This is a genomic window from Glutamicibacter sp. X7 (assembly GCF_054889245.1).
In genome coordinates this window covers 1991699-2003402 of sequence record NZ_CM142678.1, presented here as the reverse complement: position 1 = coordinate 2003402, position 11704 = coordinate 1991699, and the positions used below count along the sequence as shown (strand labels likewise).

Here is an 11704-nt window from a genome sequence, read left to right as displayed (position 1 = left end):
GTGGCTAGAGGCTAGCGTTGACGCTCGACTCGCGTCTCGTCCCACACCGGTTCATCCGATTCATAGACCGACCCGTCCGAACCGAACACGAGGAAACGATCGAAGGATTTGGCGAACCACCGGTCGTGGGTCACAGCCATCACGGTCCCCTCAAAGGCGTTGATAGCTCGCTCTAGGGCTTCACCCGAATGCAGATCGAGGTTATCGGTCGGCTCATCGAGCAGTAACAAGGTGGCGCCCGAAAGCTGCAGCAACAAAATTTGGAAACGAGCCTGCTGGCCGCCGGAGAGCGACTCAAACTTCTGCTCCGACTGCCCAGCCAACCCATAGGAATCCAAAGCACCGGCCGCTGCCTCACGAGGCAGGCCGGAGCGGTGTTCATCGCCGCGGTGCAGGATCTCCAACAGGGTGCGCCCGAAGAGATCCGGACGGCTATGGGTTTGGGCGAAGTACCCGGGGCGAATCCTCGCACCAAGCTTGACGCTTCCGGCATGTTTCACCTCCGCGATGACAACGTCGGAAACCGGCAGGTGCTCGGCGTCCGGGTCACTTCCGCCGGCGGCTAGGAGGCGCAGGAAGTGCGACTTGCCCGAGCCATTGGATCCCAACACCCCGACACGGTCGCCGAACCAAATCTCGGTGGAGAAGGGCTTCATGAGACCGGTGAGTTCTAGCCCCTCGGCCACCACGGCGCGTTTGCCGGTGCGTCCGCCCTTCAGCCGCATGGTGACATTCTGTTCGAGGGGAATCGCCTGTGGTGGGCCGGCCTCCAAGAACTTATCGAGGCGCGTTTGCGCGGCGTGGTACCGATTCGCCATATCTGAACGGAACGCGGCCTTGGTCTTGTACATGTTGACCAGTTCCTTGAGCTTGGCGTGCTCTTCATCCCAGCGCTTACGCAGTTCCTCGAAGCGCTCGTTCCGTTCCTTGCGGGCCTGAACATAGCTGGAGAATGATCCGCCGTGGGCCCATGCGGTGGCCCCACCGTGGCCGGGTTCGAGCGTGACGATCCGCGTTGCGGCATTATCGAGCAGTTCACGGTCGTGGCTGATGAACAGCACCGTCTTCTCGGAACTGCGCATCCGTTCCTCAAGCCAACGCTTGCCCGGCACATCCAAGTAGTTATCCGGCTCGTCCAAGAGCAGTAGCTCGTCCGGACCTTGGAAGAGAGCTTCGAGAACGAGACGCTTTTGTTCGCCGCCCGACAGCGTGGTGGCCGCACGATCCGCCGCGCGGTCGAAACTCACCCCGAGGGCCGCCATGCACACCTTGTCCCAGGTGTTTTCCAGTTCGTAGCCGCCGGCATCGCCCCAGGCGATGATCGCCTCGGCGTACCGCATATGGACCATTTCGTCGTCACTGGTGAGCATGCGCTGCTCCCAAGTCGCGACCTTTTCGGCCGCTGCGATCAAGTCCGCGGTGGCGGTAGATAGCAGGAGATCACGTACGGTCGACTCATCACGCACCTGACCGACGAACTGGCGCATAATGCCCATGGATCCCGAACGGGATACCGCACCCTCATCGGGTTTCAGCTCACCGCCGATGATTTTGAACAACGTTGTTTTGCCGGTGCCGTTAGGGCCAATCAGCGCCGTCTTGGAGCCGGAGGTGACCTTGAAAGTCACCCCGCCCAGCAGTTGGGTGCCGTCGGAGAGGAAGTATTGGATGTCCGTCACGTCAATATGTGCCACTTAACCATCCTAGTGGCCTCGCGCGGTACCGGTAGTTCCGGGGGAAAACAGAGCCCTAGCGGGTGAGCACCACCCAGATCCCACCGGCACACACCAAATTTATTGTTATCGTCAGCGCGACGATGCCTCCGGTGGTGTGACGGACCGGCCCATGTTCCATGGCCAGCTCGGCCCGGCGATAGCGCCAATGGGCGGTCGCCCAGAGCCCCAGGGCGCACAGCATGAACGGGGCCACCAGCCAGAGTACGACCGGCCCATTCTCCGGTAACCAGCGCAAGAACAGGCAAGCGGTGAGCACCAGCGCCATGGAGCTGCGTGACCATGACAGCGTGGTGCGTTCAGGCTGCTGCGAATAATAGCCCGGTTCCATCAGCTGTCCACAAAAAAGAGCCAGGTTAGTACCGCGCCGGTCGCAGCCCCGGCTATGGCTAGAAAGGGGATGAGCAAAGGTTTAGGTAGCGGTCGATCCTCACGGATGGCGCGCTCGACCAGATACCAACGCACCGCGGAACCGAGACTAATGGCCGAACCGAGGAGAAACAAACCTACTGCCAAAGGGCGGCGATACTCGGTGGGGAAGACCCCGGTGGCGAAAGCCTCGATGGCGATACCGCCGGCGATCAACGCCAATGCCGTGCGGCTCCACGCAAGGAAAGTGCGCTCGTTGGCTAAGGTAAAGCGAGGGTCCGGGTCGTCGGTATCCGGCGGGAAGAAGTGTAGGCCACGGCGTGCTTCAGCATGTCGTCTCATCGCAAGCACCTCTCGTCTCACAAGTTCTTAGTTCGACAGTAGATGTGATGATACTCCCGAATCGTCTAATCTCGCTGGACGTGCCTTGAGCCGCTGTTGGCCTGGGCTGTTGCTATGGTTTCCTACTATGAGCAAGTCCCACACGTTACCGGTGAAGATTGATCGCGGGCAGGGCCGGCCCCTAGTCCTGTTGCACGGGCTCGGTAACAACCACGAATCATGGCAGTTCGTGCTCGAGCATTTGGATTACAGTCGGTGGCGGGTCATCGTGGTCGATCTTTTGGGATTCGGTGACGCGCCGAAGCCCGAACTTCGCTACACGCCTCGTGATCATTCCGAAGCGGTGGCGGCGACCCTTCACGACTTGGGAATTGAGCAGGCAGTGGTGGCCGGTCATTCCATGGGGTGCATCGTAGCTATTGATTTAGCGGCGGAGAATCCGCAGCTCGTGGAGAGACTTGTACTCTTCGGTGCACCCTTGTACCGCAGAGAACCACGTGCCAGCCGCTGGCGAAAGTTGGTCCGTGCCGAGGGCCTGTATTTCGCGCTCTTCAATGTGGTTACGGAAATTCCCGATCTGGTGCAGGCCGGCGGGCAGATCGCCGACGAACTTGTCCCTTTCGTTAAAGGTATGGAGATCACCGAGGAGACGTGGCCAGCGTACGAACAAAGCCTGCGACACACCATTATGCAGTTCGAGAGCTATCGGCAGGTTGCACGATTGGATCGGCCGGTCTTGTTCGTCAACGGAATCTTCGACTTTTTCATTATTCGCCGCAACACCTATCGGCTGCGTTGGGCCAATCGGCGCCACGTGAAAGTGGCAACCACGCGCGGACCGCACGAACTTACCCCACAGCAGGGAAGGGTGGCGGCCGGAATGATCGACCGCTTCGCCGGTTATGGGCGACGCCGTTCGTTAAAGACGAAGGCCACGCCACACCGGTAATCGGTGGGCGCGGCCCTGCGTCACGGGTAAACGGCCTTTGCCTAGGCAGCTACCTTCTTGCGTCCGGCCACCACTGCGGCAATGGCGCCGGCGACGAGCAGCAGCATCACGAACTTGCCGCCCTTCTTCTTTTTCTTGCCAGCTAGCGACTTCTCGGCTCGAGCGACAGCTTCTTCGATGGAGGCGCGGGAGCGTTTGGCGATCTTGGATTTCCCACCAATGCTGTCCACCAGCTTGGAGCCGGCGTCAGCAATAGCGGAAGCGTTAGCGCCCGACACCGCATTGCTCCAGCCATCACGCAATTCCTGCGGAATTTCCGTCTTTGCCTTCTTCGCAAGCTTGCTCAGCGACTTCTCGACGTTCTTGAAACTCTTCGATGTCTTGGACATGTTGCTCCTTTAAACTGTGCGCACTGCATCATGGATAGACACTTCTCACCCTAGGTTGCACCGAGACCGTACACAACAATGGACGCGACCTACCTGAATATTCACAGCCTACGCCTAAGTATCTCCCTGTGAAGTGCCATTAGAATCCGCTGGCGCGGCAAACTTTAGGCTTAGTCGTTGACGCAGTGCCAGCAGCAGACAGAGGAACATCAGCCCGGCGGCAATGCTACAGACGACCGCCACCAACGAAGCCTCATGCGCACTGACGTACCGTTCGACAGCCACCCAGCAAACCGACCACAGCGCGGCCACGTTCAAATAAATCCCCACGGGGTTTCGAAAGCTCAGCGCACAGAGGGCCAGGGCGCTAAGCAAGACCACCAGGGATACAACAATCTTGAAGGTTGGTTCATTAATTTCGAATCCCAGCTCGACGCCGTAGGCGACGGCGGTCATCAGCAGGATTGCGACCAGCCACCCACCCCACAGGCCAAAGGTGACTCTGGTCATCCAGCGATCGGCCCTATCGGGCAGCTCGGCATGATCGATGGTGTAGAGAATCCAGACGAGCAGCAAACTTTGCCCAAGTAGCACGCCCAATTCCACGAGAACCGTGCCCACCGGCCAGAACTGTATCCAGAGACCCTGGAGCAAACAGGCCAGCACGACCGGTGTACGAATCTGCCGGTGTAAATCTTCGCCGCACACCCCGGAGCGCGCTTGCCACAGACTGTATGCGGCGGCCGTGCCGAGCACCACGAACCAGAGCGCCGTCCAGATCCCCATCGGTGCAATCAGCTCTAGGGCCTCCGGGACGGGCAGCAGGAGGCTGGCGAAAAGTGCCCACAGCAAGCCAGCGAGGCTTAGCCCGCAGGCCACTGCCGCCTTCGTCTGATCGGGAAGATTTCGAATCATCACTGCCTGTACTTAATGAATTTTTCTTTAGCATAGGGTCGCTGAGGCTCAACTTACCACCGGGATCACCCTGAATCGTTCTCTGACTTTCGCAAAGGCTACAGTTGAATACGTGAGTCAGTTGAAAACCGAAAACACGACCTGGGTGCATGCAGCCATCGCTGCGTTGAATGCCGATGCCAACCGCAGTGCCGACACCCACCTTCACGTTTTTCCGCTTCCGAGCCAATGGGGCATTGACCTATACCTCAAAGATGAGTCGGTGCATCCGACGGGATCCTTGAAGCATCGACTGGCTCGCTCGCTGATTCTCTATGGTTTGATCAACGGCCAGATTGACGAGTACACCACCCTGGTGGAAGCCTCTAGCGGATCGACCGCCGTATCCGAGGCCTACTTCGCCCGCATGCTCGGGCTACCGTTCATTGCGGTGGTGCCCAAGGCAACCAGCCGCGAAAAGATTGAACTCATCGAATTTTATGGTGGTCGGTGCCACCTCGTAGATGGCCCATCGGAGGTCTATGACGCCGCCCGGAAGTTGGCTGCGGACACCAAGGGTTATTACCTTGACCAATTTACGTTCGCCGAACGAGCCACCGACTGGCGTGGAAATAACAACATTGCCGAATCGGTGTTCGCCCAGATGAGCTCGGAACCGCACCCGATTCCCTCGTGGATCGTGGTCAGCGCCGGCACCGGCGGCACCAGCGCGACCTTTGGGCGCTATGTACGATACCGCTGCCATGACACCAAGGTGGCCGTGGCCGACCCAGAAAATTCCGCCTTCTACCATGGGTGGAAAACGGGGGACCGGGAATACTGCACCGGGAAGGGCTCTCGGATCGAAGGCATCGGGCGCCCGGTGGTCGAACCCTCATTCGTGCCCGGAGTGATTGACGAGATGCTCCAAGTGCCCGACGCAGGCTCGCTCGCCGCCATGCAGCTGCTCCGCGAACGTACCCGCTACTGGGCCGGCGGTTCGACCGGCACCAACCTATACGCAGCCTTCCAAATCATCGCCGGCATGCTGGAACGCGGCGAGAAAGGCAGCGTAGTCACACTGATTTGTGACACCGGCGAGCGCTATGCCAACACCTACTACAACCCCCAGTGGGTCAGCGAACAGGGACTAGATCTCGAACCGCATCGGCAGCGACTGAATCACTTCTTGGACACCGGTCAGTGGGTAGCAAGCGACTAGCTAGTTTCCCTCCGGCGCGTAGGCATCAAGCCTTCGGTGCGTTTGCGCTGATGCACCGACAGGTATCGCAACCCTTCCGTGGAGGCGGTGAATCCACGTGACGAGCGTGCTGGCAGGTACAGCACATCGCCGGAGGCAAGGTCTACGGTGCCGGCTTCGGTGTGTAGTTGACCGGTTCCGGAGATCACGTGAATAAGCACGTCGAGTTCCGGCCCGAGGTGTTCACCGATGCTGGACTCCGGGGCCAGCTCGATGACATTGGCATCTAGGTCTCGATCGACGGGATCCAACCGCCAGCGTGCCCCATTGAAAGTATCGGTCTCCGACCGGGCGGCACCGGTATTGTGCACCACGCGCGGCAGGGGATACGACGTCAGTTTGCCCAGTTCTACTTCGACCAGCTGCTCTTCCTCGAGAATCTGCCAGCTATATGCGCCCGGATGCTCACGCTCAAACGCCGCCCGAAGCGCGGTAACGTCGCTTGGTCCTTGTAGGACCAGTTTGTCGCCTTTGGGCAGGTGCTTGTAGTGAGTGAGTGCGAGCGCCACATGCTCGCTAGCGGGAACCTCACGCAGGTCGAGAATGGCCTCTGACTTTCGAGACACTGAACACCGCAACTTTCTCCGGGCTTCTCCCGGCGTTCTAGACTGCTTTGACCACCCTACGCCGTGCCCCGTGGTGTTCGGCACTTGGCTCACGTGTTCTCGCGAGCGGGACCGTGCTGGAGCTATCCGACTACTGCGTAGGTTGCCGCGACTCTGCAGTCGATGCTGAGGAGCCTGCATGGTGGGGCGGTCAAGCTATTTTCGAGCAGCAGCCAGTGACAGATTTGCTTTGCTGGCGGGGGTTCGCCCCATAGCTCCTTGTCCTTGGATCGCGATCCGGTAGCGGCGGTAAGTAGCTAGGGTGGGCTACCGCCGCGCCCAGGCCGGGGCTCGTTCGGGTCGTGGACCGACCCCGAGAATTGCCGCCGGCACCGCTGCGAAGATTGGGACCCTACGTAAAAGGCTCGAAAGTGCCCGCGGTGGTCGCGGGGCCTGGCCACGCAGAGCCGGCATAATCAGGTTCCGATGCATGAATCGTTGTAGCGCCTGTATTACGCACGTGGGGTAACTGCGACGGCGTTGTACCCGGGCGAGGAGACCTAGCGCCGGCTCCTGCGCGAACCGTCCTTGCTTCAGGGCAGTGGCCAGTAAGCGGGCGGTGGCTACCGCGTCCTGTACGGCAAGGTTGATCCCGACCCCACCCACGGGGGACATCGCATGGGCAGCGTCGCCGATACAGAGCACGCCGGGAGCGTACCACCGCCGGAGCCGGTCGAGGCGTACATCCAAATGCTTGACGTCCTCCATGGACCCGATCGATTCGGTGTCCGTCGACAGCTCCGGGAATATTCTGGCCAGATGGGCGCGGTAGGCCTCGATGCCGTGGGCGCGTACCTGTGCGTCGGTACCCTTGAATCCGAGCTGGGCCACCTGGAGGTATCCGGTGCGGGGGATGCCAATGGCAACCCTGCCGGAATTAAAGCGGGGAATCAGAGATTCGCCGATTGGTTTTTGCGTATCTAGGCGGCACCACCACACGTCAAAACCCACCGGGAAGTCTTTGACCGGTAGTTTCAGGGCTCGACGCACCGCTGACCAGCGTCCGTCACAGGCCACCGTCAGATCCGCCATGAGTCGTCCAACTCCTTGCGGCGATTGGTAGGTGACGCCCACGATACGTTCACCCTCACGGATTACGTCGGTCACCTCATGCTCGGTAAGCAAGGTGAATGTCGGCTCGGCTCGGGCGGCCTCGGCGATGAGGTTCAATAAATCCCATTGCGGCACCATGGCCACATAGGGGTGCCGTAGCGGAAGGTGGTCAAAATTCACGGCGATCGGTCCGTTGGGTCCGGAGCCCGGGAGGCGAACGGCAGTGATTTTCGAGTGCGGGAGCTGATCGAACTGGTCGAAGAGCCCTAGATCATCGAGGAGCGACAAGGTGGTGGGGTGCACCGTGTCCCCGCGGAAGTCCCGCAGGAAATCTGCGTGCTTTTCTAAGACGGTCACCGTGACACCGGCGCGGGCCAACAGTAGACCAAGCACCATCCCGGCGGGCCCACCACCGACGATGGCGCAGGTTGTCCGGGATACGTGCTCGCCGGAAGCCGACGGGTTCTGTGCTCTCATCACCACTCCTTCCTCCTCTTGTAGTATGGCGCGTTTTTGTCACCGGCGCGCTGAAAGCTGGGTTCACCCTGTTGATGCTGGCAAGTGATGCACCCGGCCCCTAGGCTGGGCGTGAGGGATATACATTGTCGTTGAGCACGGGAGGTTTCTATGTCTACGGTGGCCGAACACATCATCGCCCAGTTGCGCGCACAGGGAGTCCAGCGGATGTACGGGATCCCGGGCGACTCACTCAACGGGCTTACCGACGCGCTGCGGCGGGATGGAAGTATCGAATGGGTGCACCATCGTCACGAGGAATCGGCTGCCTTTGCTGCCGCAGCAGAAGCCGAAATCACCGGTGAACTGGCGGTCTGCGTCGGTTCCTGCGGGCCGGGCAATCTGCACCTGATCAACGGGCTCTACGACGCGCAACGTTCTCGGGTGCCGGTGCTGGCCATCGCCGCGCAAATTCCCACCAGCGAGATTGGCTCCGGATATTTTCAGGAGACCCACCCGGTCGAGGTTTTCCGGGAGTGCTCGGTCTATGCCGAACAGGTCACCGCCCCGGAGCAGCTGCCGCGCATGTTGCGTATTGCCTTGCGTGAGGCCATTGAGAAGCGCGGGGTCGCGGTGCTGGTCATCTCCGGAGACGTTGCGCTGAGCCAGATGCCCGCAGCGGAGCCGCGCAAGATCCCTGCCACCGATCCACGCATGCTTCCAAGCGAAAGCGAGCTGCACGCCGCCGTGGAATTGCTTGAATCCGCCGAGAAGATCACCATCTTGGCCGGAGCCGGTTGCGCCGGAGCCCATTCCGAAGTGATGGCGTTGGCCGATACGCTCGGGGCGCCCATCGTGCATTCAATGCGTGGCAAGGAGCACCTCGAATACGAGAACCCGTTCGATGTCGGGATGACCGGTCTATTGGGTTTCGCCTCGGGTTATCGAGCCATCGACGCCGCCGAGGTACTGCTGATGCTCGGCACCGATTTCCCCTACCAGCAGTTCTATCCCGCCCACGCCAAAACCATTCAGATCGATATGCGTGGAGCCCAATTGGGACGACGTACCGAGCTTGATCTGGGCCTGTGCGGGACCGTCAAAGACACTGCCGCCGCATTGACCGCTCGGTTGGAGCGGCGCAGGGACCGCCGTCATCTAGATGATGCGCTCGAGCACTACACCAAGAGCCGGGCAAAGCTCGACGAACTGGCTACCGAATCCTCGGCCGGCGAGCCGATCCACCCGCAATATCTCACCCGTCTACTCGACGAACGCGCCACCGACGACGCCATTTTCACCGCCGATGTCGGCTCCCCGGTGATATGGGCTGCCCGCTACCTGAAAATGAGTGCCTCTCGCCGCTTACTGGGGTCCTTCAATCACGGCTCGATGGCCAATGCGCTATGTCATGCCCTGGGCGCGCAGGCTGTCGATCGCGACCGACAGGTGATCGCGCTCGCCGGAGATGGCGGTGTGGCAATGATGCTCGGAGAATTGCTGACCGCCACGCAAAACGGGTTACCGGTGAAAATTGTGGTGTTCAACAACTCCTCGCTGAACTTTGTGGAGTTGGAGATGAAGTCGGCCGGATTCGTGAATTACGGTACCGAGTTGGAGAACCCGAACTTTGCCGCCGTGGCCCAGGCCGCCGGGCTACATGGGATTCGGGTAGATGAGTCCGACCAGCTTCCTGCGGCGGTGGATGAGTTCCTTGCACATGACGGTCCGGCGCTTCTTGATGTGCGCACCGCGCGACAAGAGCTCTCGATGCCGCCGAGCATTACCGCCGAGCAGGCTAAGGGCTTCGCCCTTTACGCCATACGCACCGTGCTCTCGGGGCGTGGAGACGAACTGTTGGATTTGGCGAAAACCAACTGGCGGCAATTGTTCTAGACGGCGCGGCCACGGTGACGCACTAAGCTGGTGGGGCGTGCCCCGTAGCGGGCATATGCACGATAAGCATCAAGTGAAAGAGGTCAGAGCAACACATGACGTCGCAGCCGGCCGCCGCCCGGGCAGCCACCATCGAAGACTTCACGCACAACCTGCAGACGGTTCGGCAACGCATTGCCGCAGCTGCCGAGCGGTCCGGGCGCGCGGCAGCCAACGTACGGCTGTTGCCGGTGACGAAAACCATCCCGGCCGAGCGACTGCGTCTAGCGATCGCCGCAGGCGTCGACTGCTTGGGAGAAAACAAGGTCCAGGAGGCGCTGGGGAAGTACGAGGAATTCCATCAAGAGTTCCCTCACCTGCGTTATGCCGTGATCGGCCCGCTGCAAAGCAACAAGGCCAAATTTGTGGCACGTTTCGCGGATGAATTCCATGCGCTGGACTCCCTAAAGCTAGCCACCGTGTTGCAGCGGAAACTGGAAGAGGAAGACCGGACCCTCGAGGTTTACCTACAGGTCAACACCTCCGGTGAAGCCAGTAAATCGGGGCTGCCGGCCGCCGAGATCGGTGAATTGGCGGCGGCCTTGGCCCCGTTGGATCGCCTCAAACCCCGGGGGCTGATGACCTTGGCGACCAATACCAGTGACGAACCCACGGTGCGGGCATGTTTTAAGTTGTTGCGCGACACCGCCGAGTCGGTGCGCGATCGGCTTGCGGTGCCCGAGGCCTTCGACCAGTTATCCATGGGGATGAGTGGGGACTTCGAATGGGCGATTGAAGAAGGAGCCACCGTAGTGCGCGTCGGTCAGGGGATCTTTGGGGCACGACAGTACCCGCAGGCCGGCGCCTAATGCATGACTACGAGCTGGATACTCGGCCGGTCGATGCCGTGCTCATCGGTGCACAGTTGGCCTACGGCTCGACGGGAAATAACATCACCACCCGCTTCCTTGAGCGCTCGGGATTCCGCGCCGTACAGGTGCCAACGGCGCTACTGAGCAACCTGCCCCTTTATCCGTCCTCGGCCGGTGGCGAGTTACCCGATGGCTACCTCAGCGGCATAGTAGAGGAATTGTTGCGCCGCGAGGTATTGGCGACGGCGCGCTACATCGTCGTGGGTTATCTGGGTAATGCGCGGCAAGCGGAGATCCTCGGCGCCTGGTATCGGAAGGCCCGCGAGCACTACCCGCAGCTACGGTTGATTGTGGACCCTGATATCGGGGATGCCGAGTCGGGGCTCCACGCCGATCCGGCGGTGGTCCAGAGTTATATCGAGCATCTGGTGCCTCTGGCGTGGCTGATGACCCCTAATCTCTTCGAGTTGGGTGTGATGGCCGAAGAATCGGTAGAGGACGAAGAACAGATCCTGCAGGCAGCCTATGAGGTGATTGATGCCGGAGTTCCCAATCTCATCGTGACCTCCGTACCCGGCGATACGCCAGAACTCATTGGCACATTGCTGGCCACCGAAGACGAGCAGGTGGAACAGGTAGACACGCTCCGCGTGGAGACAAGCGCCAAGGGCGCCGGCGCTTGTCTCCTCGGGGCCTTGGTGGTGGAGCTGTTGCGCGGCACCGATCTATCCGAGTCCATGGCGCAGGCCGTGATTGCCACCGCCCAAGTCTTAGCCGGAGAAGATTCTGATTTCGCCCCACGCGACTAATCGGCGGCGTTGGGCGCTTCTCACATCTGGTGTGCGTGGGAGCCAAAGTGTCGGGGTGCGGACTCATACTTAGCTCACCACTACATGTAGTGGTGGG

The 11704-nt window shown here is 60.6% G+C and carries 12 protein-coding genes; 5 read left to right on the top strand and 7 right to left on the bottom strand.

Going from position 1 to position 11704, the window contains the following annotated elements:
* Positions 1-11: 11 nt before the first annotated feature.
* Genes ACYU0X_RS09650 through ACYU0X_RS09640 form a run of 3 tightly spaced genes read right to left on the bottom strand, consistent with a single transcriptional unit; the run spans position 12 to position 2444 of the window.
* Complete coding sequence (locus ACYU0X_RS09650; RefSeq protein ID WP_461900437.1) at positions 12-1694, bottom strand: ABC-F family ATP-binding cassette domain-containing protein; 1683 nt, start codon at positions 1692-1694, stop codon at positions 12-14.
* A gap of 55 nt (positions 1695-1749) precedes the next feature.
* A complete protein-coding gene (locus tag ACYU0X_RS09645) occupies positions 1750-2064 on the bottom strand; it encodes a DUF202 domain-containing protein (RefSeq protein WP_461900435.1) in 315 nt (104 codons plus the stop codon).
* Complete coding sequence (locus tag ACYU0X_RS09640; protein ID WP_461900433.1) at positions 2064-2444, bottom strand: YidH family protein; 381 nt, start codon at positions 2442-2444, stop codon at positions 2064-2066. Before ACYU0X_RS09640 ends, ACYU0X_RS09645 begins: the two co-directional genes overlap by 1 nt.
* A 127-nt stretch (positions 2445-2571) precedes the next feature.
* Here ACYU0X_RS09640 and ACYU0X_RS09635 point away from each other — a divergent pair, with 127 nt between their 5' ends.
* On the top strand, positions 2572-3393 hold the full coding sequence (locus ACYU0X_RS09635; RefSeq protein ID WP_461900431.1) for an alpha/beta fold hydrolase: 822 nt from the start codon (positions 2572-2574) through the stop codon (positions 3391-3393).
* Between the two features lie 41 nt (positions 3394-3434).
* Here ACYU0X_RS09635 and ACYU0X_RS09630 read toward each other — a convergent pair whose 3' ends face one another.
* Both ACYU0X_RS09630 and ACYU0X_RS09625 read right to left on the bottom strand, forming a co-directional pair.
* Positions 3435-3782: a hypothetical protein gene (locus tag ACYU0X_RS09630; protein WP_461900429.1), complete on the bottom strand. Its 348-nt coding sequence runs from the start codon at positions 3780-3782 to the stop codon at positions 3435-3437.
* A 114-nt stretch (positions 3783-3896) separates the two neighbouring features.
* Positions 3897-4700: a hypothetical protein gene (locus tag ACYU0X_RS09625; protein ID WP_461900427.1), complete on the bottom strand. Its 804-nt coding sequence runs from the start codon at positions 4698-4700 to the stop codon at positions 3897-3899.
* 109 nt (positions 4701-4809) lie between these two features.
* Between ACYU0X_RS09625 and ACYU0X_RS09620 the strand changes: the two genes are divergently transcribed.
* Positions 4810-5898: a PLP-dependent cysteine synthase family protein gene (locus ACYU0X_RS09620; protein ID WP_309406937.1), complete on the top strand. Its 1089-nt coding sequence runs from the start codon at positions 4810-4812 to the stop codon at positions 5896-5898.
* Here ACYU0X_RS09620 and ACYU0X_RS09615 read toward each other — a convergent pair.
* A complete protein-coding gene (locus tag ACYU0X_RS09615) occupies positions 5895-6503 on the bottom strand; it encodes a cupin domain-containing protein (RefSeq protein WP_461900425.1) in 609 nt (202 codons plus the stop codon). The genes ACYU0X_RS09620 and ACYU0X_RS09615 overlap by 4 nt on opposite strands.
* Before the next feature lie 306 nt (positions 6504-6809).
* A complete protein-coding gene (locus ACYU0X_RS09610; RefSeq protein WP_461900423.1) occupies positions 6810-8072 on the bottom strand; it encodes an FAD-dependent oxidoreductase in 1263 nt (420 codons plus the stop codon).
* Between the two features lie 150 nt (positions 8073-8222).
* Between ACYU0X_RS09610 and poxB the strand changes: the two genes are divergently transcribed.
* The 3 genes from poxB (at position 8223) to ACYU0X_RS09595 (ending at position 11607) form a co-directional block, all read left to right on the top strand.
* Positions 8223-9947, top strand: a complete 1725-nt coding sequence (gene poxB / locus ACYU0X_RS09605; protein WP_461900421.1) for a ubiquinone-dependent pyruvate dehydrogenase — start codon at positions 8223-8225, stop codon at positions 9945-9947.
* 95 nt (positions 9948-10042) lie between these two features.
* Entirely contained in the window at positions 10043-10795 is a 753-nt protein-coding gene (locus ACYU0X_RS09600; RefSeq protein ID WP_461900419.1) for a YggS family pyridoxal phosphate-dependent enzyme, read from the top strand.
* Positions 10795-11607, top strand: coding sequence for a PfkB family carbohydrate kinase (locus ACYU0X_RS09595; protein ID WP_461900418.1), 813 nt, complete (start codon positions 10795-10797; stop codon positions 11605-11607). Before ACYU0X_RS09600 ends, ACYU0X_RS09595 begins: the two co-directional genes overlap by 1 nt.
* The last annotated feature ends 97 nt before the right edge of the window (positions 11608-11704 follow it).

Excerpts from the sequence above, each read along its gene's own strand:
- ACYU0X_RS09645 (WP_461900435.1), bottom strand. The coding sequence starts at position 2,064 with ATGGAACCGGGCTATTATTCGCAGCAGCCTGAACGCACCACGCTGTCA.
- ACYU0X_RS09640 (WP_461900433.1), bottom strand. The coding sequence starts at position 2,444 with ATGAGACGACATGCTGAAGCACGCCGTGGCCTACACTTCTTCCCGCCG.
- ACYU0X_RS09635 (WP_461900431.1), top strand. The coding sequence starts at position 2,572 with ATGAGCAAGTCCCACACGTTACCGGTGAAGATTGATCGCGGGCAGGGC.
- ACYU0X_RS09630 (WP_461900429.1), bottom strand. The coding sequence starts at position 3,782 with ATGTCCAAGACATCGAAGAGTTTCAAGAACGTCGAGAAGTCGCTGAGC.
- ACYU0X_RS09610 (WP_461900423.1), bottom strand. The coding sequence starts at position 8,072 with ATGAGAGCACAGAACCCGTCGGCTTCCGGCGAGCACGTATCCCGGACA.
- poxB (WP_461900421.1), top strand. The coding sequence starts at position 8,223 with ATGTCTACGGTGGCCGAACACATCATCGCCCAGTTGCGCGCACAGGGA.
- ACYU0X_RS09600 (WP_461900419.1), top strand. The coding sequence starts at position 10,043 with ATGACGTCGCAGCCGGCCGCCGCCCGGGCAGCCACCATCGAAGACTTC.
- ACYU0X_RS09595 (WP_461900418.1), top strand. The coding sequence starts at position 10,795 with ATGCATGACTACGAGCTGGATACTCGGCCGGTCGATGCCGTGCTCATC.